This is a genomic window from Arthrobacter sp. TJ-217 (genome assembly GCF_058269255.1).
On the sequence record NZ_JBZCNJ010000001.1, the window covers coordinates 84,551 to 109,949 of the forward strand.

The 25,399-nt window shown below is 68.1% G+C and carries 24 protein-coding genes; 9 read left to right on the forward strand and 15 right to left on the reverse strand.

What is annotated here, in order from left to right:
• Nucleotides 1-31 precede the first annotated feature (31 nt).
• Both groL and groES read right to left on the reverse strand, forming a co-directional pair.
• A complete protein-coding gene (gene groL / locus AC4D2R_RS00440; RefSeq protein ID WP_490901352.1) occupies nt 32-1,645 on the reverse strand; it encodes a chaperonin GroEL in 1,614 nt (537 codons plus the stop codon).
• A gap of 72 nt (nt 1,646-1,717) precedes the next feature.
• Complete coding sequence (gene groES, locus AC4D2R_RS00445; RefSeq protein ID WP_459278926.1) at nt 1,718-2,014, reverse strand: co-chaperone GroES; 297 nt, start codon at nt 2,012-2,014, stop codon at nt 1,718-1,720.
• Between the two features lie 236 nt (nt 2,015-2,250).
• Here groES and AC4D2R_RS00450 point away from each other — a divergent pair, with 236 nt between their 5' ends.
• Nucleotides 2,251-3,483, forward strand: coding sequence for a THUMP-like domain-containing protein (locus tag AC4D2R_RS00450; RefSeq protein WP_490936480.1), 1,233 nt, complete (start codon nt 2,251-2,253; stop codon nt 3,481-3,483).
• Here the strand turns inward: AC4D2R_RS00450 and AC4D2R_RS00455 are convergent.
• Nucleotides 3,480-4,688 (reverse strand): MFS transporter, encoded by a 1,209-nt coding sequence (locus AC4D2R_RS00455; protein WP_490936482.1) that lies wholly within the window; start codon nt 4,686-4,688, stop codon nt 3,480-3,482. The genes AC4D2R_RS00450 and AC4D2R_RS00455 overlap by 4 nt on opposite strands.
• A 100-nt stretch (nt 4,689-4,788) precedes the next feature.
• Here AC4D2R_RS00455 and AC4D2R_RS00460 point away from each other — a divergent pair, with 100 nt between their 5' ends.
• Together AC4D2R_RS00460 and AC4D2R_RS00465 are read left to right on the forward strand one after the other, a co-directional pair.
• Nucleotides 4,789-5,379 carry a TetR/AcrR family transcriptional regulator gene (locus AC4D2R_RS00460; RefSeq protein ID WP_490936484.1) on the forward strand — a complete coding sequence of 197 codons (591 nt, stop codon included), beginning with the start codon at nt 4,789-4,791 and terminating at the stop codon, nt 5,377-5,379.
• Between the two features lie 155 nt (nt 5,380-5,534).
• Complete coding sequence (locus AC4D2R_RS00465) at nt 5,535-6,233, forward strand: HAD family hydrolase (protein ID WP_490901344.1); 699 nt, start codon at nt 5,535-5,537, stop codon at nt 6,231-6,233.
• Between the two features lie 59 nt (nt 6,234-6,292).
• Here the strand turns inward: AC4D2R_RS00465 and AC4D2R_RS00470 are convergent, their stop codons facing one another.
• Complete coding sequence (locus AC4D2R_RS00470) at nt 6,293-7,108, reverse strand: shikimate 5-dehydrogenase (RefSeq protein ID WP_490936486.1); 816 nt, start codon at nt 7,106-7,108, stop codon at nt 6,293-6,295.
• Between the two features lie 138 nt (nt 7,109-7,246).
• Between AC4D2R_RS00470 and AC4D2R_RS00475 the strand changes: the two genes are divergently transcribed.
• Together AC4D2R_RS00475 and AC4D2R_RS00480 are read left to right on the forward strand one after the other, a co-directional pair.
• Nucleotides 7,247-8,386: a glutamate--cysteine ligase gene (locus AC4D2R_RS00475; RefSeq protein WP_490936488.1), complete on the forward strand. Its 1,140-nt coding sequence runs from the start codon at nt 7,247-7,249 to the stop codon at nt 8,384-8,386.
• A gap of 20 nt (nt 8,387-8,406) precedes the next feature.
• The gene (locus AC4D2R_RS00480) at nt 8,407-9,186 is read left to right on the forward strand and encodes an alpha/beta fold hydrolase (RefSeq protein WP_490936490.1); all 780 of its coding nucleotides are present in this window, start codon (nt 8,407-8,409) and stop codon (nt 9,184-9,186) included.
• Nucleotides 9,187-9,238: 52 nt separating this feature from the next.
• Here AC4D2R_RS00480 and AC4D2R_RS00485 read toward each other — a convergent pair whose 3' ends face one another.
• Both AC4D2R_RS00485 and AC4D2R_RS00490 read right to left on the reverse strand, forming a co-directional pair.
• A complete protein-coding gene (locus AC4D2R_RS00485; RefSeq protein ID WP_490901336.1) occupies nt 9,239-9,400 on the reverse strand; it encodes a hypothetical protein in 162 nt (53 codons plus the stop codon).
• Between the two features lie 203 nt (nt 9,401-9,603).
• Nucleotides 9,604-10,308, reverse strand: a complete 705-nt coding sequence (locus tag AC4D2R_RS00490) for a DUF4386 domain-containing protein (RefSeq protein ID WP_490936492.1) — start codon at nt 10,306-10,308, stop codon at nt 9,604-9,606.
• Between the two features lie 159 nt (nt 10,309-10,467).
• Between AC4D2R_RS00490 and AC4D2R_RS00495 the strand changes: the two genes are divergently transcribed.
• The 3 genes from AC4D2R_RS00495 (at nt 10,468) to AC4D2R_RS00505 (ending at nt 14,229) form a co-directional block, all read left to right on the forward strand.
• Complete coding sequence (locus AC4D2R_RS00495; RefSeq protein WP_490936494.1) at nt 10,468-11,148, forward strand: TetR/AcrR family transcriptional regulator; 681 nt, start codon at nt 10,468-10,470, stop codon at nt 11,146-11,148.
• 211 nt (nt 11,149-11,359) lie between these two features.
• Entirely contained in the window at nt 11,360-13,624 is a 2,265-nt protein-coding gene (locus AC4D2R_RS00500; protein ID WP_490936496.1) for an ATP-binding protein, read from the forward strand.
• Between the two features lie 155 nt (nt 13,625-13,779).
• On the forward strand, nt 13,780-14,229 hold the full coding sequence (locus tag AC4D2R_RS00505; RefSeq protein ID WP_490936498.1) for a hypothetical protein: 450 nt from the start codon (nt 13,780-13,782) through the stop codon (nt 14,227-14,229).
• A 133-nt stretch (nt 14,230-14,362) separates the two neighbouring features.
• Here the strand turns inward: AC4D2R_RS00505 and AC4D2R_RS00510 are convergent, their stop codons facing one another.
• From AC4D2R_RS00510 to AC4D2R_RS00520, 3 genes are all read right to left on the reverse strand, one after another.
• Nucleotides 14,363-15,508 carry a mannitol-1-phosphate 5-dehydrogenase gene (locus tag AC4D2R_RS00510; protein WP_490936500.1) on the reverse strand — a complete coding sequence of 382 codons (1,146 nt, stop codon included), beginning with the start codon at nt 15,506-15,508 and terminating at the stop codon, nt 14,363-14,365.
• Complete coding sequence (locus AC4D2R_RS00515; RefSeq protein WP_490936502.1) at nt 15,508-17,445, reverse strand: PTS mannitol transporter subunit IICBA; 1,938 nt, start codon at nt 17,443-17,445, stop codon at nt 15,508-15,510. The genes AC4D2R_RS00510 and AC4D2R_RS00515 overlap by 1 nt, the downstream gene beginning before the upstream one ends.
• A 61-nt stretch (nt 17,446-17,506) precedes the next feature.
• Nucleotides 17,507-18,232, reverse strand: a complete 726-nt coding sequence (locus AC4D2R_RS00520; RefSeq protein WP_490936504.1) for a TetR/AcrR family transcriptional regulator — start codon at nt 18,230-18,232, stop codon at nt 17,507-17,509.
• Between the two features lie 118 nt (nt 18,233-18,350).
• On the opposite strand from AC4D2R_RS00520, the gene ptsP reads away from it, so the two are divergent.
• Nucleotides 18,351-20,036 (forward strand): phosphoenolpyruvate--protein phosphotransferase, encoded by a 1,686-nt coding sequence (ptsP, locus tag AC4D2R_RS00525; protein ID WP_490936506.1) that lies wholly within the window; start codon nt 18,351-18,353, stop codon nt 20,034-20,036.
• Nucleotides 20,037-20,136: 100 nt separating this feature from the next.
• Here the strand turns inward: ptsP and tsaD are convergent, their stop codons facing one another.
• From tsaD to AC4D2R_RS00555, 6 genes are read right to left on the reverse strand one after another with little or no spacing between them, the layout of a single operon-like run.
• A complete protein-coding gene (gene tsaD, locus AC4D2R_RS00530) occupies nt 20,137-21,213 on the reverse strand; it encodes a tRNA (adenosine(37)-N6)-threonylcarbamoyltransferase complex transferase subunit TsaD (protein WP_490936508.1) in 1,077 nt (358 codons plus the stop codon).
• Complete coding sequence (gene rimI, locus AC4D2R_RS00535) at nt 21,210-21,683, reverse strand: ribosomal protein S18-alanine N-acetyltransferase (RefSeq protein ID WP_490936510.1); 474 nt, start codon at nt 21,681-21,683, stop codon at nt 21,210-21,212. Before rimI ends, tsaD begins: the two co-directional genes overlap by 4 nt.
• Nucleotides 21,680-22,369, reverse strand: coding sequence for a tRNA (adenosine(37)-N6)-threonylcarbamoyltransferase complex dimerization subunit type 1 TsaB (tsaB, locus tag AC4D2R_RS00540; protein WP_490936512.1), 690 nt, complete (start codon nt 22,367-22,369; stop codon nt 21,680-21,682). The genes rimI and tsaB overlap by 4 nt, the downstream gene beginning before the upstream one ends.
• Nucleotides 22,370-22,378: 9 nt before the next feature.
• Entirely contained in the window at nt 22,379-22,990 is a 612-nt protein-coding gene (gene tsaE / locus AC4D2R_RS00545) for a tRNA (adenosine(37)-N6)-threonylcarbamoyltransferase complex ATPase subunit type 1 TsaE (RefSeq protein ID WP_490936514.1), read from the reverse strand.
• Nucleotides 22,983-24,146 (reverse strand): alanine racemase, encoded by a 1,164-nt coding sequence (alr, locus tag AC4D2R_RS00550; protein WP_490936516.1) that lies wholly within the window; start codon nt 24,144-24,146, stop codon nt 22,983-22,985. Before alr ends, tsaE begins: the two co-directional genes overlap by 8 nt.
• The gene (locus AC4D2R_RS00555) at nt 24,143-25,261 is read right to left on the reverse strand and encodes a carbohydrate kinase family protein (RefSeq protein ID WP_490936518.1); all 1,119 of its coding nucleotides are present in this window, start codon (nt 25,259-25,261) and stop codon (nt 24,143-24,145) included. Before AC4D2R_RS00555 ends, alr begins: the two co-directional genes overlap by 4 nt.
• Nucleotides 25,262-25,399: the final 138 nt, after the last annotated feature.

Consider the following 25,399-nt stretch of genomic DNA (forward strand, 5'->3'; position numbering starts at 1 on the left):
GGGGTGCCGGTGATCGTGCGAAAGCGGGGAACTAGTGGCTGTGGCCGTGGCCGTCCTCGTCGTCCTCCGCAGGCTTCTCGACGACGAGTGTCTCCGTCGTCAGGACCAGGGCGGCGATCGATGCTGCATTGCGCAGCGCCGAGCGCGTGACCTTGACCGGATCGATGATGCCCGCGTCGATAAGGTTTTCGTACTCGCCGGTGACGGCGTTGAAGCCGTGTCCGTCATCGAGCTCCGAAACCTTGGCGACGACGACATAGCCTTCGTGTCCGGCGTTCTCGGCGATCCAGCGCAGCGGCTGCGCCAGGGCGCGGCGCACGAGGCCGACGGCGGTCGCGGCGTCGCCCTCGAGGGCGAGGACGCTGCTGTCGGTGTCGAGGGCCTTGCCTGCGTGGACCAGTGCCGAACCGCCGCCTGCGACGATTCCCTCATCGAGTGCGGCACGCGTCGCTGAGACGGCGTCTTCGATGCGGTGCTTCTTTTCCTTGAGCTCAACCTCGGTTGCGGCACCGACCTTGATGACGCCAACGCCGCCGGCAAGCTTCGCCAGCCGCTCCTGCAGCTTCTCGCGGTCCCAGTCGGAATCGGTGCGCTCAACCTCGGCGCGGATCTGCGCCACGCGGTCGGCGACGTCGGCGGCGCTGCCTGCGCCGTCGACGATGGTTGTCGCGTCCTTGGTGACCGTGATGCGGCGGGCCGAACCCAGCACCTCAAGGCCGACCTGGTCAAGCTTCAGGCCTAGGTCGGGGGAAACGACCTGCGCACCGGTGAGGGTGGCGATGTCCTGCATCATTGCCTTGCGGCGGTCGCCGAAGCCGGGGGCCTTCACTGCGACGGCATTGAGGGTTCCGCGGATCTTGTTCACCACGAGGGTGGACAGCGCTTCGCCTTCGATGTCTTCGGCAATGATGAACAGCGGCTTGCCGGCCTGCAGGGCCTTCTCCAGGAGGGGAAGGAATTCCGCGAGCGAGGAGATCTTGCCCGAGTTGATCAGGATCAGCGCGTCTTCGAGGACGGCTTCCTGGCGCTCGGCGTCGGTCACGAAGTACGGCGAAAGGTAGCCCTTGTCGAACTGCATGCCCTCGGTGAGGACGAGCTCGGTGACCGTCGAGGAGGACTCCTCGATGGTGATGACGCCGTCCTTGCCGACCTTGTCGAACGCCTCGGCGAGCAGGTCGCCCACCTCGGTGCTCTGGGCGGAGATCGCGGCGACGTTGGCGGTCTGGTGGCCGACAACTTCCTGGGCGTTCTCGAGCAGGCGTGCGGCGACGGCCTCGACCGCCACCTCGATGCCGTGCTTGAGCTGGCCCGGTGCGGCGCCGGCGGCAACGTTGCGCAGGCCTTCCTTGACCAGGGCCTGTGCGAGCACGGTGGCCGTGGTGGTGCCGTCGCCGGCGACGTCGTTGGTCTTTGTCGCTACTTCCTTGGCCAGCTGCGCGCCGAGGTTCTCGTAGGGATCGTCGAGTTCGACCTCACGGGCGATTGTGACGCCGTCGTTCGTGATCGTGGGTGCGCCCCACTTCTTGTCCAGCACGACGTTGCGTCCGCGCGGGCCAAGGGTCACCTTGACGGTGTTTGCAAGCTTGTCGACGCCGGCCTCGAGGGCGCGGCGGGCTGCATCGTTGAACTCCAACTGCTTTGCCATGGTTTTGTTCCTTTCAGGCTTGTGCAGTGAGAAAACCCCGGCCAGTGCTGGCCGGGGTTCCCTTGAGAAAAACTACTTAACGACGATCGCCAGGACGTCGCGGGCAGAGAGCACCAGGTATTCCTGGCCTCCGTGCTTCACTTCGGTTCCGCCGTACTTCGAGTAGATGACGACGTCGCCCTCAGCGACATCGACGGGAACGCGGTTGCCGTTGTCGTCGACACGGCCCGGTCCAACTGCTACAACTTCGCCCTCCTGGGGCTTTTCCTTAGCGGTATCCGGGATGACCAGGCCGGAGGCAGTTGTCTGCTCGGCTTCCAGTGGGCGGACAACAATACGATCCTCAAGAGGCTTAATAGAGACCGACACTCGGGCTCTCCTTTGCGTTCGTTACTAATGGAATGTGGGCCCTCGGTGGGGCGCTGACCGTCGTCGCGGTGCCGGCTGGCGCTTCCCTCAGGAATTAGCACCCTCCTAGTGAGAGTGCCAACCCCGACTTTATGCAAACAGTTAGCACTCGGTCAAGGCGAGTGCCAGATGCGTCGTCATCTACGGTTGCGGGCGGACGGCGCCGGAGCCGGCGATCCTTCGCCTAGGGTTGGTTCATGGCTTCCGACAACATCCTGCCCCTCCTGACACCCGAGGGGTGGGAGCTGCTCAACTCGCTTGGCCCGTACTCCGAGGCCGGCGCGCTGCAGCTCAGCGAACAGCTGCGCAAGGCCGGCCACTCCCCCGACCTGATCTCCGCCGCCCTGACCCAGTCGCGGCTTCGCGCCAAGGCCCAGGCGAAGTTCGGCCCCTTCGCCGACCGGATGGTGTTCACCGCCGCCGGCCTTGAGCAGGCGACGCGCCTCCAGGTTGCGGCGCACCATGCCGCCCGTTTCGTTGACGCCGGGCTTGAGCGGGTTGCCGACCTGGGCTGCGGCCTGGGGGCCGACTCAATGGCCCTAGCGACCCTCGAGCGCCAGGTGACCGCCGTCGAGCTCGATGAGACGACGGCGGCCGCCGCGACCCTGAACCTGCTGCCGTTTCCGAACGCAAGGGTGGTCAACGCCGACGCGGCGGCATTCGACATCACCGAATATGACGGCGTGTGGCTCGATCCCGCCCGCCGCAGCACCTCGACGTCGGGAACCACCCGGATCTTCGACCCCGAGGCCTTCTCCCCGCCGCTGTCCTTCGTCGAGGAGCTTGCCGACCGCGGCACAGCGGTCGGCGTGAAGCTGGGGCCCGGGATTCCCCACGAGGCGGTTCCCGCGAACTGCGAGGCGCAGTGGGTGTCCGTTGACGGAGACGTCACCGAGGTGGCCCTGTGGTTCAACGCGCTGCGGCGGCCCAACGTACGGCGCGCGGCCCTGGTCCTCGGCCCCCACGGCGCCGCCGAGCTGACCAGCGACGCCGATTTCGACGCCGGCCCCGCCGCCCCGGTCGGCGCGGCGGAGGGCTACCTGTACGAGCCCGACGGCGCGGTCATCCGCGCCGGCCTCGTGGCCGACGTCGCCGGGCAGCTGGGCGGGCACCTCCTGGATCCGCACATCGCCTACGTCTGCGCCCCCGGGCTTGTCGAAACCCCGTTCGCGCGCGCCTATCGGGTGCTCGAGATCCGGCCCTACAACGTGAAGGCCCTCAAGCAGTGGGTGCGCAGCGAGGGTATCGGCGTCCTTGACATCAAGAAGCGCGGCACCTCGGTCACTCCGGAGGAGGTCCGCCGCCAGCTGCTGGCCGGCTCCGGGAAGGCCCGCCGGAAGGCGACCCTCGTCCTCACCCGGATCGGCGAGGACCGGGTGGCCATCGTTGTTGAGCCGGTTCCGGGTTTACCGGCCCAGGGAACCGGCTAGGCCGGGAGCCTGCGGGTGCGCACCACCCCGAGCAGGATGCCACCGGTCAAAGCCGCCGCCCCGCCCGCGATCAGCGCCGCACGCACGTCGAAGGTGTTGACGAGCACTCCGCCCACCGCCGCGCCGATGCCGATGGCCAGCTGGAAGGCCGCCACCGTCACGCCTGAGACCGATTCGAGGCTCTCCGGATGTGCCCGCGCCATCCACGACTGGATGAGGGTGGGAATGGCGCCGAATCCAAGGCCCCAGAGCACGATGGCCGCCACGGCGACCGGGGTCCTGGTGCCCAGGGTGGCCCACAGAATCGTTGCCACGCCGATCGCCACCCCCATCACGATCACTGAACGGTGAAGGGCGCCATCGGCGGCAGGACCGCTGGCGAGGTTGCCGATGAACGAGGCAATGCCGAACGCGGCCAGCGCCAGGGCGAAACCCTCGGCATTGAGCCCGGCGACGAGGTCACCGGCCAGCCGGATATAGGTAAACCCGGCGAAGTGCCCGCCCGCGATGAGGAACATGCCGGCCATCCCGACGATCACCAGCGGTGAACGCAGGGTCGCCAGGAAGGCCCGGCCCGGGGAGGGTTCCGGGGCCACCGGCGGGAGCCAGAGGGCGGCCAGGACCATGCCTGCGATGCTTGCCGCGGCCGCGAGGAGGAACAGGGTGCGCCAGCCCCACAGCTCGCCAAGGACCAGGCCTAGGGGAACGGCGAGGATCGTTGCCAGGGAGACGCCGACATTCACGACCATCATGCCGCGGCCGATCTTCTCGCGGCTCACCAGGGCTGCGACGACGGCGATGGCGAGGGCCCAGAATCCGCCGACTGATACGCCGAGGAGGAGCCGTGCGGTCAGCAGGACCGCGAAGGACGGAGCGAGTGCAACAAGGAGGTTGGAGAGCGTGGCCAGGGCGACAAGCCCGATCAGGGCCAGCCTGCGGTCGAGGCGCGGGAGCACCAGTGCAACGGTCGGACCGGTGATTGCTGCGGCGACGGCGGTGGCGGTGACGGCCTGGCCGGCCAGGCCTTCGGAGATCTGGAGGTCCGCCGACATGCGTGAGAGCAGGCTCGCCGGCAGGAATTCGCTCGTGACGATCGCGAAGAGCACCACCGACAGGGATGTGACTCCCCACCATGGCGATCGGGTGCGGGCAGGGCGGGGCGCCGGTGCGACTGGATCCGGCGCTGTGGCTGTGCTGGCCTTCATAAAAGCTCTCCTCAGTTTTTGAACGTCCGTTCAAATATGTCGGCCGCGCTGCCGCTTGTCAAATATTGAACAACCGTTCAAGAACGTCTAGAATTCCCGCATGGCCCGACCACGCACATTCGATGAAGGCAATGTCCTCGCCGCCGCGCGGGACCGTTTCTGGAGCACCGGCTATGAAGGAACCTCGATCTCCGACCTGACCGAGGCCACGGGCGTGGGCGCGCAGAGCCTCTACGGAGCGTTCGGCAGCAAGCACGACCTGTTCGTGCGCATCCTCGAGGATTACGGAACCTCCCAGGCCGCCAGGCTCGAAACCACCCTCTCGTCCCTTGACGCACCCCTGGAGTCCCTGCTCTCCGCCGTGGTCTTCGAGGGGGACGCCACCGCCCGGCCGCCGGCCAAAGGCTGTCTGCTCTCCAACAGCGCCACAGCCCTGAGCGGCCGCGACGAGGATGTGAAGCGCTGCGCCGTCACCTCGCATGCGGCGACACGCGAGATGTTCAGCCGGCAGATCCGCCGCGCCCAGGACGCCGGGGAAATCGACCCCGGCCTCGACCCCAACGAGACGGCGCTTGCGCTCGTAACGGTGCAGCAGGGCATCGAATACCTGCGCAAGTGCGGCATCGGCGAGGACGAATACGAAAAGGCGCGCGACGCCGCCGTCGATCTTGTGATCCGCGGGCTGAGATAGAGGCACCGGCCGGCGCCGGCGCTCCGGTCCTGCCGGCCGGCAACCTCCCGGTCCGTACAGGAAGTCTGCCGTGAGGACCAGCCGCGAATTCGCCGCAGACCGGCGGGATGCGATCGCTACACTCGGGTGAAAACCCGATCATCAAGGTGGCCGTCATGAATCCCAACCCATCCTCCCCCCGCCGCGGCGTCCTCTTCGACGTCGACGGCACCCTTGTCGACTCGAACTACCAACACACCCTGGCGTGGTGGCAGGCGTTCCGCCGGTTCGGGCACGACGTTCCCATGGCCGAAATCCACAGGGCCATCGGCATGGGCGGTGACAAGCTGATCGCCCATCTCCTGGGCGGTGACCGGGACACCTCCGTGGATGGGGAGCTCGATGCGACCCACGGCGCCGTGTTCTCGACGTTCTGGCCGTCCCTGCGCGCCTTCGAAGGTGCCGGAGACCTGCTGCGCAAGTGTTTCGAGGCGGAACTCGTTGTGGTCCTCGCGTCCTCCGCCTCCGGGCAGGAGCTCGGGGTGCTCCGCAGCGTCATTGACGCCGACGCCGCCATCACCGGGGCAACAAGCTCCTCGGACGCCGAGAATAGCAAGCCCTCCCCCGACATCCTGCAGGCCGCCCTCGAGTCCGGAGGGCTTGAACCGGCGAACGTTGTGTTTGTCGGCGACGCGGTGTGGGATGTCTTTGCCGCGACGGACCTGGACATCCCGACCATCGGCGTGACGACCGGCGGTACGAGTGAATCCGAGCTGCGCGACGCCGGCGCCGTCGAGGTCTACAAGGACGTCAAGGCCCTCCTCGAGGCCTTCGACGACGGACCCCTCCAGAAGCTGCTCGGTCCAGGCGCGTAAGTGCCAGGCCGAGCAGCCGGGAGGTCCAGCCGGCGTCCTCAAGCCTCACGCTTCTGGCTTCAGGCCTGCCGGGAGAACTCTCCGGCCGCCTTGACCTGCTCCGGGGTGGGCCGAACGCCCGTGTACAGCACGAACTGCTCCTCGGCCTGGAGCGCGACAACCTCGGCGCCGGTGATCACCGGCCTGCCTGCCGCCCGGGCGGCCCGGATCAGCGGCGTTTCGGACGGCAGCGCCACGACGTCGAACACCACCTCCGCGGCCTCGACGGCCGAAGGCGGGAAGGCGAACCCGTCGGCGTCGGCGCCGGCCATGCCGATCGGCGTCACATTGATGAGCAGCCCCGCGGTTGAGGAACCCAGCTCGCCCTGCCAGCCGAACCCGTACTGGCCGGCCAGCGCCCGGCCCGCTTTTTCATTGCGGGCCACGACCGTCACGTTGCCGAACCCGGAGTCCCGCAGCGCCGCCACGACCGCTTTGGCCATTCCACCGGAACCGCGCACGAGCACGTCGTGCCTCGGGTCAACTTCGTGCTCGGCAAGCAGGCGCGCCACGGCAAGGTAATCGGTGTTGTAGGCGGTGAGGGTTCCGTCATCGTTGACGATGGTGTTCACCGAGTCGATCGCCTTGGCCGAGGGGTCCATGCGGTCAACGAGGGCGATCACCTCCTCCTTGAAGGGCATCGAAATAGCGCAGCCCCGAATGCCGAGCGCACGCACTCCCCCGATCGCCGCGGGCAGGTCCGTGGTGGTGAAGGCCTTGTAGATGTAGTTCAGTCCCAGCTCGTCATAAAGGTAGTTGTGGAACCGGGTCCCGAAGTTGCTGGGCCGGGCCGCGAGCGAGATACACAGGGTCATGTCTTTGTTGAGGATTGGCACCCGCCCATTGTTCCATCCGGAGACCGGACGCGGCGGTGCGGGCCCTGCACTAATATTGGGCTCAGTTCTCATTCGCGATGACGCGCTGCCGAGGCGATACACCAGCACACAGTCCGGTACCGGTCAGGAGCCAGCCCCATGAAGATCGATTTTGCCCAGTCTGCACAGTCAACGCTGGGCGTCGAGTGGGAACTGGCCCTGGTGGACCGCGAGAGCGGCGAACTGGTCTCAGCCGCCGAGGAAGTCCTCCGGGGAGTCAGCGCCAACCACCCCGAACTGCAGGACGACGAGGAACACCCCCACATCAAGCAGGAACTCCTGCTCAATACCGTCGAGCTGGTCACGGGCGTCTGCACGACCGTCGCCGAGGCGAAAGAGGACCTCAGCAGGTCACTCGCCGCGGTGCGCGAGGTCACTGACCCGATGGGCGTCGAGTTGTTCTCCGCAGGGTCCCACCCCTTCAGCGCCCCCCGTTCCCAGGCGGTCACCGACAAGGAACGCTACTTCAAGCTGATCGACCGTACGCAGTGGTGGGGCCGCCAGATGGTGATCTACGGGGTCCACGTCCATGTTGGCCTCGACTCGCGCGATAAGGTCCTGCCCGTGCTGGACGGGCTCGTCAATTACTTCCCGCACTTCCAGGCACTGTCGGCCTCCTCTCCGTTCTGGTGCGGCGAGGACACGGGCTACGCCTCGCACCGCGCCCTCATGTTCCAGCAGCTGCCCACGGCGGGACTGCCGTTCCAGTTCCCCGACTGGCAGGCCTACGAGTCCTATGTGTCGGACATGTTCACCACGGGAGTCATCGACTCGGTGAGCGAGATCCGCTGGGACGTGCGCCCCGTGGGCAACCTCGGCACAGTGGAGATGCGCGTCTGCGACGGGCTGTCCACCCTCCAGGACGTCGGTGCTGTCGCCGCCCTCACCCAGTGCCTCGTCGACGAGTTCTCCACGCAGCTCGAGGCGGGGGGAACGATTCCCACGATGCCCCCCTGGCATGTCCAGGAGAACAAGTGGCGCGCCGCGCGGTACGGCCTTGACGCGATCGTCATCCTCGACGCGGCAGGCAAGGAACAGCTCGTCACCGAACACCTCACGGAGGTGCTGAACCGGCTCGAACCCGTCGCCGCCAGGCTTGGCTGCAGCGACGAGCTCGCCGATGTTGAGACGATCATCCGCCGGGGCGCCGGCTACCAGCGCCAGCGCCGGGTTGCCGAGGAGACCGGCGGCGACCTGCGCGCCGTCGTCATGGATATGGTCAAGCAGCTGAGACAGTAGCCTACGGGAGGAACAAACCGATGAGTGATGTGTACTCGCACGACGGAACCCGCATTGCCTACGAAATCCAGGGAGCGGGCCCAGCAATCATCCTCATCGACGGCGCCATGTGCCACAGGGACTCGGGGCCGATGCGCGCCATCGCCGCCGGGCTCGCGCCAACCCGCACCGTCGTGCTGTACGACCGCAGGGGCCGCGGTGCCAGCGGCGACACCGGCCCCTATGCCGTGGACCGGGAGATCGAGGACATCGCGGCCCTGATCACCGCGGTCGGCGCTCCGGCCGCCCTGTTGGGCCTGTCGTCCGGAGGGGCACTGGCCGCTCTCGCCGCCGCCCGCCTCGGCGGGGAGGTCACCGACCTCATCGTGTACGAGGTGCCCTTCATGCCCGAGCCCGCCCGCCCGGCGGCCAGCGCCTATACGGCGGAACTCGGCTCGGCGCTGGGTGCAGGAGACCGGGATGGTGCGGTGACGGCATTCCTGACCCGGGTCGGGATGCCCGGGGCCGCGGTCGAGCAGATGAAATCCTCACCTGCCTGGGAGGGGATGACTGCCATGGCCCCCACCCTCGGCTACGACGACGCCGTGATGGGCGACAGCAGCATTCCGGCCGAGCTGGCCTCCATCACCGCCCGCACACTCTCCCTGGCCGGCGGCGCCTCCCCGGAGTTCATGCAGTGGGGCGCACAGGGCATCGCACAGGTGGTCCCCGGGGCAGAGCTCGGCCTCCTCGACGGTCAGGGGCATGACGCCAACCCTGCCCTCCTCGCCAATCGGGTCAGCGCATTTCTTCATCGTTGACCCAGCCGCGGTCAGGCGGCGGCAGGAACCATCCTGGGCGTCTGGCAGGCGGTCAGGCGCCGGGAGGATCCCGGTCCGGATCCGCGTCCTCTTCCTCAAGCTGGCTGGTGATCAGGTCCACCCGGTCGGCCTGGATCAGGCCTTCGTCGTTCTGGATGGCTTCGATGTCGCTGCTGTCGATCTCCTGGGCCGGATCGGGTGTTTCGCTGGTCATGGCATCCTCCCTGCTGGATTTGCAGCCCTGGCCACGCCGGGCTGTCTCCGCCGATCGTACCGCTGCGCACTCCCCGTGCCCCGGGTCTTCAGGCAGTGCGCCTCCAGCCTGCTTTCGATGGCCGGAGTCCGCTTGCCGTGGTAGGAACGGACCATACGGGGGTCATCATTCGGGGTCACCGAACCAGGGTGACCACCTGGCGGTCAGCCCACGGCCATCCGATCCTCCGGCGCCGCAACTGCGGGGACCGTCGTGAAACCTTTAGCGATGAGCCAGATCCCGAAGAACAGCTCAAACAGGCCGCCAGGAACCGTGAAGATCATCCCAAGTCCGGCAAAGCCAAGCAGCTCCAACACGGCGCCGGTGGCGACGACCGCATAACCGATCACACCCCACACGGCGAGGAACCGCGGCACGAGCCCGGCCCGAAGCAGCAGGGAGCAGAAGAAAACGCTGCCGATCCCCAGCCCCGCCATGGCCACCTGGTAGGAGAGGAAGTTGCCGTTGATCGCGAGTTCCGCAAGGGTCTGGAGCAAGCCGGCATCGGGCCGGCCCGCGGAGGACGCCCTGCCGATGGCCGCCAGCGACAGCACACTCACGACGCCGACCGCAAGAAGGACCGCCTCAAACACCCGCGTGCCGAGGTAACCCGCTGCGACGGTGCTGCTGTGCCGTGCCAGGACCGGGAACATCAGCACCCCGATGAGCACGACGACGGCGGAATTGAGCAGCATGAGCACCGCGCCGGCGGTGAACAGCGGATTCGATGACGCTTCCGTGAGGAAGTCCGGCACTCCGGTGATTGTGGTCACCAGGAGGCTGCCCACCCCGTAGGTCAAAAAGGCCGCCAGGAACAGCACCCCGACCGAGCGGGCCGTACTCCGGAATGGCGTTTGAAACTCGTTCATTATGGTTCCCTTCATTGGGCTGGCATGTGCGGTCTCCGCCCGATGAACCGTCAACCTGACAGTGTAAGGTGCGGAGTTGATCCAACCGTACACCGTAAGGTAGGCTCTTGGGAAGAGCAGGCATTGACGGGTTGGGGAGCTTCACGGAAGGCGGACAGGGTGGCATCGTCAAAAACACGGTCGGCCTCCCGCGAGCCAGTGTCCCGGGACCGGGCGGTTCAAGTGGCGGTGGCCCTTGCCGATGCGGGCGGCCTTGAGTCGCTGAGCATGCGCAAGCTCGCCCAGAAGCTGGGCGTTGAAGCCATGTCGCTCTACTACCACGTGAAAAACAAGGACGACCTCATCGACGGCATGGTCGATTTTGTGTTCGACGAAATCGCCCTGCCCTCCGCGGCTGCCCCCTGGAGGGCCGCCATGGAAGACCGCGCCCGGTCCGCGCGGGCAGTCTGGGCGCGCCACCCGTGGGCAATCAGCCTGATGCGCTCGACGCCGGGCGCGGCAACGCTGCGCCACCTTGACGCGGTGATCGCCTCCCTGCGCGGGGCCGGCTTCTCGATGCCGCTGGTTGCCCACGCGATGTCGCTCCTTGACAGCTATGTTGACGGGTTCGCCCTCCAGGAGGCCGCCCTGCCGCTGAGCGAGTCAGGGGACCTTGACACAGCGACCGAGAGCATTCTTGCCCAGCAGCAGATGATGTCCGGCGCCTTCCCTCATCTCGCCGAAATGGCCTCCACCCACATCCTGCAGCCCGGATACGCCTATGGGGATGAGTTTGTTTTCGGGCTCGGGCTCATCCTCGATGGAATTGAGGCCGCGCGGCAGGCCGAGTCCGCCGGCTGAGGCCGCTGCATGCAGGGGGCGCCGCTGTCGATCCGCGCACGCGGTGAGGCATCGGCCGGGACGCCGCGCCCGAAGTCCTGCACTGCTGGTGTAATGAGTGAATGAAGCGGGGAAAAGCACAGCTCGGGCAGGTATCCGGACCGGGGCGGCACCGGGCGGGTCGGACGCCGGGCGTCGTGGTGCGCCGCCGCGCTCGGCGGAGTTGGCACTGATGGCCGTTCGGGCGTCAGGGAACCTGCCGGCGGAGACCTCGAGCTTCGTCGGTCGCCGGCGGGAGCTTGGTGAGGCAAGGAACAAGTTCCTGACCACCCGGTTGGTCTCCCTCGTGGGGCCGGGCGGTGTCGGAAAGACCCGGCTGTCCATCCGGCTTGCTGCGCAGCTGAAGCGCAGCTTTACGGACGGTGTCTGGTTCGTCGAGCTCGCCGAGGTGCAGGACCCGAAGCTCCTCGCCGGCACGGTGCTCGCCGCGCTTGACCTGCGGGAGCTGGGGGCCGGGGACCCCACGGCAACCCTGTGCGGGCAGGTGAAGGATCGCAGCCTGCTGCTCGTTCTGGACAACTGCGAGCACCTGGCCCGGGAGGTGGCGCAGCTGGCGAACCGGCTGCTCAAAGCGGGGCCCGACGTACGGATCCTTGCCACCAGCAGGGCGCCGCTGGGACTCGTGGAGGAGCATGTCGTTCCCGTGCCGCCCCTTGAGCTTCCTGCCGTTGACGAGCAGGACCTGGGCAGACTCCGCCTCAACGAGGCAGTGCAGCTGTTCGTCGACCGCGCCGCCGCTGCTTCGGGCCGGTTCGAACTCACCGACGACTGCCGGTCCCCGGTCGCCGAACTCTGCCGGCGCCTTGACGGCATACCCCTTGCCATCGAACTCGCAGCGGTGCGAACCCGGGCCCTGAGCCCCGATCAGATTCTGGGCCGGCTCGGGCAAAGGTTCTCCCTCCTGACGGGAGGCTCCCCCGCTGCCCTGCCGAGGCACCAGACGCTTCAGGCCGCGGTCGCCTGGAGCTATGAGCTCCTGGATGAGGCGGAAGCCCGCATGCTGCGGCGGTTGGGTGCGTTTACCAGCCGGTTCCAGCTCGAAGACGTCGAGGCCGTTTGCCTCGATGCCGGCCGCGTTCCGGCGGCGGACGTGGTGTCCTCCCTGGTGGACAAGTCGCTTGTGGTCCGGGACCTCACGGCGGCCACGCCCTGCTACCGCCTCCACGAATCCATGCGCGAGTTCGCCCGGCTCCGTCTGGCGGAGTCCGGCGAGTCGGAGCTTCTCGAGCGGCGGCTCACCGAACACTTCACCTCCAGGTGCTTCCAGTTCGCCGCCGAAGGACGGTACCGTTTGGCCGCCTGGCTGGCCTGGATGGACATTGAAGCCGACAACGTCCGCGCCGTCCTCGACCAACTGGTCCGCTCCGGCGACCCGGCTGCGGTCGACGTGTCCGTCTCCCTGATCTACTTCTGGATTACGCGGGCGACCAGTGAGGGCGCACGGCGCTTCGACTCCCTGCTCGCGCGCCGCGGTGTCCAGGCCTCCGCCTGGGCGCATTTTGTCCGCGGCTTCCTGGCAGTCCTGCAGAACGACTCCGACATGGCGTCACGCACATTGGCCCGCGGTATCGAAGCCGCCCGCCGAAATGGAGAGGGTGCGCTGCTGGCCCAGCTGCTGGCCATGGCCTCAATCGCCGCGACCATGTCCGCGGACACGGGTGCGGCCCGCCGCCAGCTCGAGGAGGCGCGGCAGCTCGTCGCCGGCACCGAGGACGACGGCGCCACCCTCATGGTCCACCAGGCATCGGCCCTGAACGGCTTCCTCGACGGCGACCCGTCATCCGTCATCGCCGCGGCGGCACCGGGGGCCTCACTCAGCCGGGCGCTCGGCGACGAGTACAGCCTGGTCATGATGCTTCTCAACCTCGGATTCGCCGCCCTCCTGCTGGGCAAGGCGCCCGAGGCCGGGCAGCAGTTCCGCGAGGCCCTGCGGATCGCCAGGGTGCTGGATGACCGGGTTGCCCAGTGCTACCTCCTTGGCGGGTTGGGCTGCTGCGCCGCGCAGGCCCGGGAACCGCGCGTTGCTGCCCGGCTCTTCGGGGCCATGGAGTCACTGCGGGATGAAGCCGGGGCGTCCCTGAACGCCGGCATCGTCCGCGCGCTGGCACCGGCGAGGACGACGGCGTCGGCCATGCTGGGCCCCGCCCTGTTCGCCGCGGAAACCGAGGCCGGCGCCTCCCTCGGGCGGGCAGCGGCAGTGCAGCTGGCGTTGAAGGAAAAGCCCCGTCCCGACGCCGGAGCCTCCCCCGCGCGCGTGGGACGCCGGGAGCTGGAGGTTGCCCGGCTGGTGGCCGAGGGCTGCACCAACAAGGAAATCGGCTCACGGCTCTTCCTCTCCGAACGGACCGTCGAGAGCCATGTACGGAACACCCTTGCCAAGCTCGGGTTCAGCAGGAGGGCACAGATCGCAGCCTGGGTCGCGGGCGCGGACGCGTAGCCCGGTCGAACACCCCGTCCTTCAGTACCGGAATCCGTCATTCCACTGATTCTTTCCGGGCCGGTCGAACGTAGATTCATCGAACCTACATTTGCAGTGCAGCAGGCTGCCCGGCCGAACCAGGCTTTTCCGTCATCCTCCGAGGAGATTCCCCCATGAGAACAACCCGCACCCTTGGACCCCCTGCGGGAGTGACCGCCGGCGACACGGAGCTGTCCAAGCGCCGCCTGAACTTCCTGCGTTTCGGTTACGCACTGATCGGGGTGGGTCTGGCCATCGTTCAATGGCCCGTTCTCCTCCAGGAGGTCCGGTCGCTTCCGATCATGAACGGCGTGGTTGTCTGCCTGATGACCGCCCTGTCACTGCTGGCGTTCCTCGGGCTCAGATACCCGGTCCGGATGCTGCCGATCCTGCTGTTTGAGGTGGCCTGGAAGCTGATCTGGATCGGATCGGTTGCCGTCCCGGCCCTGGTCTCCGGGACTCTGGACACCGCAACCGGAGAGATGCTGTTCAGCTGTTCCCTCGTCGCCATCATCATCGCGGTCATCCCCTGGGGACACGTCCTGAGGCGTTACGTTCGGGCGCCCGGAGACCGGTGGCGCTGAGGCCCTCCCGCGCCACGCCCCCGTTCTTCGAAAACGCTGTCCCGCAAAACGGAAGGTGCTTCCCCTCCGGCCCGGAGGGGAAGCACCTTCTGCACTGGAACCGCCGTGCTGCCACGGCGCAGTGGGCCGGGGCTCACACGGTGGCGCGTGCCTTCACCAGGTCGAGGACCGCGGGGAACAAGGCGTGGGCGGGCTCGAGTCCCGTGATCCTCGTGGTCGCCTCCTCGGCGGGGTGTTCCTCGATGATGCGCGCGAGCTCCTCCACCTCGGGGTCCGCCGCGTCCCTGAACGCGAGCGCTGCCTCGACCGCCGCAAGCAGGGCGGCTGGATGGGCGCCGCCTTCGGCGAGTTCGGCCGCGGGTCCGACGAACCGTTCGTGGCGTCCGAGCTTCCGCAGCGGTGCCCGTCCGACCCGCACCACGGTGTCGGGCAGGTGCGGGTTGGAGAACCGGCGGAGGATCTTCTGCACGTAGGCCTCCTGCTCGTCCTCGCCGAAGCCGTGCTTCGTGACAAGCAACTGCTTCGTTTCGTCAAGCACTGCCCGTACCCTGCGCGCCACCCCGGCATCCGCCATGGCGTCCGAGATTTTCTCGACGCCCTCCGCGTAGCCGAAATAGGCGCAGGCCGCGTGTCCGGTGTTCACGGTGAACAGTTTGCGCTCAATATAGGGCTCGAGATCGTCCACATAGGTGGCCCCGGGGATCCGCGGCTCCTTGCCCTGGAACGGCGTACGGTCGATGACCCACTCGAAGAAGGTTTCGACAGTGACGTCGAGGCCCTGCCCGGGTGCCTGGTTGGGCACGATCCGGTCCACCGCCGTGTTGGCGAAGACCGCCCGGGCCTCTAGTCCGCTCCGGTCCCCCGAATAGGCATCCACAATGGCCTGGCGCAGCAGGTCGGTCGCGTTGATTGCGTTCTCACATGCCATCACCTGCAGCGGCGGAGCCTCGGGTGACCGCTGCGCAATGGCGGCGGCGATGACCGGTGCGAGGAACTTCAGCACGCTGGGTCCGACGGCCGTGGTGACCATGTCGGCCGTGGCAACCTCCCCGATCACCGCAGCCTCCTGGGACCGCGAGTTAAGCGCCCGGTAGTTGTCCACCGTCTTGTCGGTGGGTTCCTCACCAACCTCATGGACCGTGTAGGAGGGCGTCGAGGCGAGCTGGTCGATCAGCGCGTCGGCAACATCGGCGAACACCACCTCGTACCCGGCTTCGTGGAGCAGCAGCCCCACGAAGCCGCGGCCGATGTTTCCGGCCCCAAAATGGACGGCCTTCACTAGGCGTTCACCTTCCCAAAGAGGGCAAGGACTTCATCAACGGTTTCCGCCCGGTCGAGGCGGGCCACCTGCTCCTTGTCGGAGAAGACCCGGGCGATGGCCGACAGGATCGAAAGGTGCTCGTTGTTGACGCCGGCAACACCGACCACGAACTTCACCTGCTTGCCGTTCCAGTCGATGCCGTCAGGGTAGCGGACGATCGAGACGGCCGAGCGCTTGATGTACTCCTTGGCGGCGTTGGTGCCGTGCGGGATTGCCAGGAAGTTTCCCATGTACGTTGCGACGGACCGCTCGCGTTCGTGCATTGCCGCAATGTAGCTCGGGTCGACGGCTCCGCGGTCCACAAGGAGCTGCCCCGCTTCGTCGATGGCATCGGCCTGGTTCGTTGCCCTTCCTGTGAGAACAACGCTCTGCTCGGCCAGGACCTCTGCCCCAGCAGGCTGGGCCTGCTCTGAGATGTCGGGCGCGCCGCTGTCGGGAGCCGATGTGGCGTTGCCCTCGCGCTGGTTCCGGGCCAGATCGACAATTTCGTCGTACCGCGGACTGTTCATGAAGTTGTCCACGGAGACGTGCGTGGCCCCGGCGGTCAGGGGCCGGGCCCGGTCGGTCAGGTCCTGGTGGGTGACGACGAGGTCGTAGGAGTCGGTGAGGTTCGCGATCGACGAGTTGGTGACCTTCACATCGGTCAGCCCGGCCGCCTTGAACTTGTTGCGGAGCACCGAGGCGCCCATCGCGCTCGAGCCCATGCCCGCGTCACAGGCGAAGACGACGTTCTTGATCGGGCCGGCGGATGCATCACCCTTGGCGCCGAGAAGGCCCGAAACCGAGCTCTTGCGGCCCTTCAGGCCTTCCATCCTGGTTGTGGCATTGCTCAGGCTGTCGTCGTCGTCGGCCGGGTTCTTTGTCGTCTTGAGGATGACCGAACCGATCAGGAACGACACCGCCGTGGCGAGCAGGACCGAGAGGGTCACACCCACATAGCTGTCCGAGGCAGTCGCCGCGTAAACGGCGATGATGCTGCCCGGGGCCGCCGGCGAGCGCAGGCCCGCACCGGTGATGACGAGGGTGAGGATGCCAACCATGCCGCCGCCGATCGCGGCGAGGATCATGATGGGCTTCATCAGCACGTAGGGGAAGTAGATCTCGTGGATGCCGCCCACGAAGTGGATGAGCGCTGCGCCGGGAGCGGAAGCCTTGGCGATGCCGCGTCCGAAGATCATGTAGGCAAGCAGGACGCCGAAGCCGGGCCCCGGGTTGGCCTCGAGCAGGAACAGGACCGACTTGCCGTTCTCAAGGGCCTGCTGGGTGGCAAGCGGGGTGAGGATGCCGTGGTTGATGGCGTTGTTGAGGAACAGGACCTTGGCCGGTTCGATCAGAATGCTCGTGAAGGGCAGCAGGCCGTTGGTGACGAGGAAGTCGACGACGGCGCCGGCGGCGTTGCTGAAGGCCGTCACCAAGGGTCCGACGGCGAACAGACCGAAGACCGCCATCGCCGCAGCGACGATGCCGGCCGAGAAGTTGTCGACGAGCATCTCGAATCCGGGCCGGATCTTCGTGGCCCACAGCCCGTCGAACTTCTTCATGATCAACGCGGTCAGGGGGCCCATGATCATCGCGCCGATGAACATCGGGATGTCGGTTCCAACGATCACGCCCATCGTGGCCGCTGCTCCGACCACGCCGCCGCGGACTCCGTGGACCATGCGCCCGCCGGTGTAGCCGATGAGCAGTGGCAGCAGGAAGGTGATCATGGGGCCCACCAGCGCTTCGAGGGCCGGGTTGGGGAAGAAACCCTTCGGAATGAACAGCGCCGTGATGAGGCCCCAGGCAATGAACGCCCCGATGTTCGGCATGATCATCCCGGACAGGAAGGTCCCGAATTTCTGGACGCGTACCCGCGCACTGGGGCGGGGCGCCACTTCTGTTTGTGTTGCCACGTGCATTCCTAACCGTTGTCCCTGCGTCGCTGCGGGGAGTGATGGATAAATGGGTGGAGCTTCAGCCTGTTCGGACGGAGATCCGGTGAAGCCACTCAAGGAACAGCTTCAGCTCGGAATTCGACAGTTGTTCGGGGTGTGAGGCCTGCAGTGCCGCATTAAGCGCGATGGCGGCCACCACCACCGAGGGTGTGCCCTCGGTGTCGATGACCGGGTCCGCCTCGGAGTCTATGGCTATCGCGGAGATGACGGCCTCACGGGTCATCACTGAAAGTTCGAGGTTGCGCTCCGGCGCCGGGTCTGCGATCAGCATGAGCGTGACGCCGATGTTCGCGGCGAGCAGGCTCCGGGCCGCTTCGCCCGGCGGCACAACGAGACGGGCCGCCGCAGCGGCCCGCTCCAGAACCTCCTCGAGGAAGGCCTCGGCCTCAGCGACCATCGACGGCCGGCGCTCGGGACGGATATTGCCGAACATGACCAGATAGAGGTGGGGATGGTCAAGGCCGAACTGCACATGGTTGTCCCAGTGGCGGCGCAGGTCTTCGATCGGCTGACCCGAGGTGGGCAGGTTGCGCTCACCTTCGAGGTACTCGGTGAACCCCTCCGCCACGACGGCATCAAACAGGCCCTCCTTGTCTCCAAAGTGGTGGTACAGCGTTGGCGCGGTGACCCGCGCCAACTTCGTGACCTGGCGTGTCGAGACCGGAGAGCCGTTGGATTCGGCCAGCAGCGAAGCGGCTGCCCGGAGCAGCCTGATTTTCGGCGCAGGCTCGCCAGCGGTATCCATGCCTGCTACGGTAACACCTATAGCAGCGATATATGAAGTTGGTCACACCAATCGCCCCTCGGGCGGTACGGTGGGAGTCGATGCGCCGACGACGACGGCAAGGAAACGAGGACGTTCAATGAAGAATTTCTCAGGAGTAGGTGTCAGCCCGGGGCGGGTAATCGGCGAGATCCGGAACATGCCCAAGCCCGTCGGCGAACCCCCTGCCGGTGAAGGCCTGCCGGAGGGAACGACGCCCGAGGAGGCCGTGGAAGCGCTGCGCAGTGCCTCGAAAGCGGTGCAGGAGGACCTGAAGGGCCGCTCGACGCTTGCCAGCGGAGATGCCAAAGCCGTCCTTGAAGCAACGGCAATGATGGCCGCCGACCCAATGCTGATCAAGAACGCGGTCAAGCTCATCAACCGGGGAACCTCGCCCGCACGCGCCGCCTGGGAGGCCGGCGGGGCTGTCGCGGACATGCTCCTGAACCTCGGCGGATACATGGCCGAACGCACCGCCGACGTGCTCGACGTCCGCTCCCGTATCGTCGCCCAGCTGCGTGGGCTTCCCGCTCCCGGGATTCCCGTCTCCGACACACCCTTCATCCTCATTGCCGAGGACCTCGCCCCCGCGGACACCGCCACGCTCGATCCCACCGTGGTGAAGGCCCTCGTCACATCGGGTGGAGGTCCGCAGTCGCACACGGCCATCATTGCCCGCTCCCTCGGGCTGCCGGCCGTGGTCGCCGCCGAAGGGGTCGACTCGCTTGAGGACGGAACGCAGGTCTTCGTCGACGGCGCCGCCGGAACCATCAGCCTCAATCCCGGCGCCGAAGAAGCCGCAGCGGCCGAGGCCTACGCCGCGGCGGCGGCCGCCCTTGCGGTCTTCAACGGCAGGGGCGTCACCTCCGACGGCCACGAAGTGCCGCTGCTCGCCAACGTGGGCGGCGCCAAGGACGCAAGGGCCGCAGCGGAGGCCGGAGCCCAGGGCGTCGGGCTGCTCCGCACGGAGTTCTGCTTCCTGGGCCGCGACACCGAACCCTCCTCCGAGGACCAGGTCGAGGCCTACAAGGGCGTCTTTGATGCGTTCCCGGGCAAAAAGGTGGTGGTGCGCACCCTTGACGCCGGCGCGGACAAGCCCCTGCCGTTCCTGACCGACACCACCGAGCCGAACCCCGCCCTCGGCGTGCGCGGCTACCGCACCGACATCACCAGCCCCGGCGTCCTCAAACGTCAGCTCAAGGCCATCGCCGACGCCGAAGCGCAGTCCTCGGCGGAAGTCTGGGTCATGGCCCCAATGATCGCCACGGCCGAGGAGGCCGCCCAGTTCGCGGCAATGGCGACCGAGGCGGGGCTGAAGACCCCGGGGGTGATGGTCGAGGTTCCCTCGGCCGCGCTCATGTCCGAATCCATCCTGGCCGAGGTCGGATTCGCGAGCATCGGCACCAACGACCTCACCCAGTACGCCATGGCCGCCGACCGCCAGCTTGGTTCGCTCGCCGCGCTGAACAATGCCTGGCAGCCGGCGGTGCTCCGCCTGATCGGCCTGACCGTCGAAGGCTCGAACGCAGAGGGGCATGCGAAGCCCGTGGGCGTCTGCGGTGAGGCCGCGGCCGATCCCGCGCTCGCCGTCGTGCTCGTGGGGCTCGGGGTTTCAACCCTGTCGATGACGCCGCGGGCGCTCGCCGGAGTCGGAGCGGTGCTGGCCAGCGTCAGCCTCGATGACGCCCGCAAACTGGCCGAGACCGCGGTGCGCGCCCCGAGTGCCGCCGAGGCCCGTGCCAGGGTCCGTGCGGAGCTGCCCGCCCTCGAGAAGCTCGGCCTCTAGGCCCGGAAGCGGCAGGCGGGTAGGCGCCCTCCCGCCGCTCCGGCCTTCCGCGGAACCTGCTGCTCCGACGGTGCCGTACCGGTCGGAGGACTGAAGCCCCTCAGAGCACGATGCTCGTCACCGGCATCGACGAGTCGGTGGCGAAGCCGATGCCGCTGGGCGCCCCGCCGGCCAGAACGATCTGCGCCCCCAGGGCGGCGACCATGGCTCCGTTGTCGGTGCACAGGGCCGGCGACGGGACCGTCAGCTCAATGCCGGCGGCGGCGCAGCGTTGGGCGGTCAGCTCGCGCAGCCGCGAGTTCGCGGCCACTCCCCCGCCCAGCAGCAGGCTCGTCATGCCGTGTTCGCGGCAGGCCAAGACGGCTTTCGAGGTGATGACGTCGACGACGGCTTCCTGGAAGGAGGCAGCGATGTCGGCGACGGGTACGGGCCGGCCCGCCGCTTCGAACTGTTCAACGCTGCGTGCCACGGCCGTTTTCAGTCCGCTGAAGGACCAGTCGTACCGGTGGGGCCCCGGGTTCTCGGCCGTGCCCATGTATTTGGGCTGGGTGAGCCCCCGCGGGTAGCGGATGGCCTGCGGGTTTCCCTGGGCAGCGAGCTTGTCGATGGCCGGGCCCCCCGGGTAGCCCAGGCCGAGGATGCGCGCCGTCTTGTCGTAGGCTTCCCCCGCGGCGTCGTCGATTGTCGAGCCGAGCAGCTCCACCTCCGAGGCAATGCCTCCGACCTTCAGGATCTCGGTGTGGCCGCCGGAAACGAGCAGGGCTCCAAGGTTCCCGGGCATCCCCTGGGCGAACGTGCCACCCAGCATCCCCACGCCCACGTGGGCAACGAGGTGGTTAACGGCGTAGAGGGGCTTGCCCGTGGCGACGGCGAGCGCCTTGGCCGCGGAAACCCCGACCATGAGCGCCCCGGAAAGACCCGGCCCGGTGGTCACAGCAATGGCGTCGATCTCGTCGAGGGTGACGCCCGCCTCGGCCAGGGCCTGCTGGAGGGTTGGAAGGAACGCGTCGAGGTGCGCCCGGGAGGCGATTTCGGGGATCACACCGCCGAAGCGGACGTGCTCATCCATCGAGGACGAGACCGTGTTGGCCAACAGGCGTGTGCCTGAGACCACTCCCACTCCGGTCTCGTCACAGGATGATTCGATGCCGAGCACCAGCGGCGCGCTGGACTTCATGAGGTCTTCCCTTCTGCTTCGCCGGGCTTCAGGGCCAGGCGCATCACCAATGCATCGACGCCGTCGCGGTAGTACCTGCGCCGTGTGGAGATCTTTTCGAACCCGAACCGGGTGTAAAGCTGTTGTGCACGGGGATTGTCGGCCCGCACTTCGAGCAGCACGTTCCGCGCACCGCGGCGTTCCGCCTCCGCCAGGAGTTCGGTGAGCAGGGCGGTACCGATTCCCTGCCCCTCGTAGTCGGGGAGGACCCCGATGGTCTGGATGTCGGCCGTGACATCGATGACCATGACGCCGGCGTAGCCCACCAGCGCATCGTCCGCTTCGGCAACGATGTACCGGCGCGTGTCCGGCTGGAAGTACTCGTCGTAGAACAGCTGCAGGGGCCAGGCGTCGATGGGGAACAGTTCGTGCTCCAGCCGGCCCACCGCCTCGATGTCCTCGAACTCGAGCGGGCGGATGGAGAAGCTCACGGCCCTACCCGTTTCCGCGGACCGGGCACCTTCGCGTCGGATTCGCGCAGGTACAAGGGAGTCGTATCAAGCAGCGGAATCCCCCCGCGCAGCCGCGCTTCGGCAACGCGCCCGAGCGCCGCCGCTTCCGGATTCATCTGCGTGAACTCCGGCGCCGCGTCGAGTTCATCCCGGTAGAGGCCGGCGCCGGCGCCGAACACCGGAAGCCGCGGCAGGGTGCCGGCGGCACCCACATGGGGTCCGTCGACGAGCACGGGCAGTCCGTCGCCGGCGGATCCGGCTCCGCTTCCGGGCCCGCGCCGGTACCGCGCCCAGTACACCTCGCGCCGACGCGCGTCGGTCGCGACGAGGAACTCGCTCCCGGGCTCTCCGGCCGCAGCGGCGGAAAGCGCAATGGCGTCAAGGCTCATGACCCCGTGCAGCGGCAGCCCCCACACGAAGGCCAGCGTGCGGGCGGTGGCCAGGCCCGCCCGGAGCCCGGTGAACGGCCCGGGCCCCACACCGACGGCGATGGCCCCGAGCTCAGGGCCCTCAACCTGGGCCCCGCGCAGCAGGTCCTGCACCGCAGGGGCGAGGACTTCGGCGTGGGAACGGGTGTCGACGCTGGTGAATTCGCCGATGACGGCGGTGCCGCGCAGGAGGGCGGCGGACGCCGCGGCGGAGGTGTCAAGGGCAAGAATCAGCACCGTAACAGCCTAGTCGAGCAGCTGCGCCGGCGGTCCCCCGGCCCAGCGCGGACCGTGCCCGGCCACGCGGACCAGCCGCGGCTCGTCGACGTCGTCGGAGAAATCCGTGACGATGTCCCCTGCGCCCGCGCCCTCCGCGGCGTCTGCCCCGGTGGGCCGAAGGATGGTGATCTCGAGCCTGCTCGCGGCCAGGTGCTCGGCCCGGCCCGCCCCCCACTCGACGACGGTCACGTTCGCATCGAAGGTCGATTCGAGATCGAGGTCGTCGATGTCCTCGGCCGTACCGAGCCTGTAGGCGTCGACGTGGACCAGGCCGGGGCCCTCAGCGACCGGGGGGTGGTTGCGCACAAGGACGAAGGTTGGGGAGATGATCGGATGCCGGACCCCGAGCGCCGCACCCAGGCCCTGGGTGAAGGTCGTCTTGCCGGCCCCGAGGTCGCCGGTGAGGATCAGGAGATCACCGGCGCCCAGGGCGCCCGCGAGCGCACCGGCGACGTCCTGGAGTTCCTGCGCGGAGCCGACCCGCACGTCCCGGACCCACAACGGCGCCGGAGCCGGGCCGGAGCCGTCGGGGGCGCGGTCTTCAGCGGCGGGCCGGTCAAGCGGTTCGGATTCACTCACCGTCGGGCTCCTCGTTCAGGTAGATGCGCGGGACCCGGCTGCTGATCCTTGTGACGATCTCGTAGTTGATCGATCCCGACGCCGCGGCCCACTCCTCCGCGCCGGGCGCTCCGTCCCCGCCGAAGAGGATGGCCCGGTGCCCGAGGGGGCTTGTCGCTGAATCGGCAAGCCCGGTGGCGCCGAAGTCGACGACGAACTGGTCCATGGCGATCCGGCCGACGGCCCGGTAGATGCGACCGTCAACCAGGACGGGGCCGCCGGTGGCGATGCGGGGCACTCCGTCGCCGTAGCCGGCCGGGATCAGCCCGAGCGTGGTGGGGTGGTCGGTGCGGTAGACCAGCCCGTAGGAGACCCCCTGGCCGGCGGGCACCTCCTTGCAGTTGGCGACCGTCGTGGCGAAGGTCATCGCCGGGCGCAGGCCGAGTTCGGCCGGTTTCTGCCCTGCGAACGGGGAAAGCCCATACACGCCGAGGCCAACCCGGACGAGGTCGAAGTGGCAGTCAGGGCGGGAGAGGGTGCCGGGGGTGTTGGCGAGGTGGCGCACTTCGAGGTCCGCCCCCGCGTCTTCGGCGACGGCGACGGCCTCCCGGAACCGGCACAGCTGCTCGTCGGTCTCGAGGCGGTCCGGTTCATCCGCGACCGCGAGGTGCGAAAAGACGCCGACCACGCGCAGCAGCCCCGCCTCCTGGTGGGCGAGCGCGCGTCCAAGGAGTTCCTCCCACAGCTCGGGAGGGCACCCGTTGCGGCCCAGCCCGGTGTCGATTTTCAGGTGCACGCGGGCCGGCCGCTCCAGCAGGCGGGCGGCGGCGACAACCCGGTCGAGTTCCCAGCCGGAGATCCCCAGGTCGACGCCGTGCTCGACGGCGCCGGCGAAGTCGCTGTCCGCTGTGTGCAGCCAGGCCAGCAGGGGCGCCTCGATCCCGGCGGCGCGCAACTGGAGGGCTTCGGCGATATGCGCCGTGCCCAGCCAGGTGGCGCCGGCCTGCAGGGCGGCGCGGGCCACCGGGACGGCCCCGTGGCCGTACCCGTCGGCCTTGACGACGGCCATGACACGCGCAGGGCTGGCGACGTTGATCAGGTGCCGGACGTTGTGGCGCACGGCGGCCAGGTCGATCTCCACCGATCGCTCGGCGGCTTGCGGGGCAGAAAAACTCACTGACCCATTCTGCCACCGGCACCCGCGGCTCCCGCATCGGAGTGCCGGGCGATGGTGGCGGAGGCCCTGCGCACCGCTTCGAGGGGGACGTCGGAGACGAGGTCCTCGAGGAACGCGTACCGGCGCAGCCACTGCCGGCGCACGCCGTCGTTGGCTGAACTCACCCGGTGCCACCAGTCGGCGATGTCTCCCCAGCCCGGGGCGGCCAGCGAGCCGCCAACCTGCTGCACCGATAGGGAGGCGCAGAGGTTCGCGAAGCTCAGGCGGTCGGCCAGGGAGAAGCCGGCGAGGTCGCCCATGACGAACGCTGCGCTGAAGCAGTCGCCGGCGCCCGTCGGATCGTGGGCCGTGACAGGCAGCGCCGGCACCCATTCCTCCTCCCCCGTGAGTGCGTCAACGGCCATCGCCCCCTGTTGGCCGACGGTCACCACCGCAACGGGCACCAGGTCGGCGAGGGCGTAGAGCGCCGCCCAGGGGTCGTCGGTGCGCGTGTAGGCCATCGCTTCGACGTCGTTGGGCAGGAAGGCATGGAAATGTTCGAGGGAATGGAGCACCAGCGGCGACCAGGTGCGGGCCGGGTCCCAGCCGACGTCGCCGTACAGTTTTGTGCCCTTTCCGTGTGCGGCGAGCACCCAGGGCTCGAGGCGCTCCTCGACACCGGCGACAGCCGCCCTGCAGGTGGGCGGCACACCGATGAGCTCCGAGGCGGTGAGCGGCGGCGGGTGTCCGTGGGTGACCAGGGAGCGGTCGCGCTTGACGGAGAGCGAGACGGTGACCGGCGAATGCCAGTTCGGGAAAACCTGCGAACGGGAAAGGTCGACGTGCTCCTGGCCGGTGAGGATGTCCCAGCTGAACTGGCCGTACCCGTCGTCGGAGAACGCCGCGGCGAGGGCTGTGTTCAGCCCCAGCCGGCTCGCGGCGATTGCCTGGTTGGCGATCCCGCCCGGGCTCGACCCCATGCCGTCGGTCCAGACCTCGGTGCCCGGGCTCGGCATCTGATCCAGCCCGGTGAAGGTGATGTCGAAAAACACCTGGCCGGCCAGGAGGATGTCGAACTGGGGATCGGCTTCCGAGCGCCGGCCCGCCAAGGGATCGAAGCGGTGCTGGTTCGCCATGTACCGCACCTTACTCGGTGTGCCGGGCGCGGAGGCGAAACCACGCTACCCGGTCTGGGCCATCCCGGCACCCGTGTCCCCGCCTCGGTCCGTCGGGCGTGCTGAACCCGCCCGGGGTGGCGCACCGTATATCGGCGG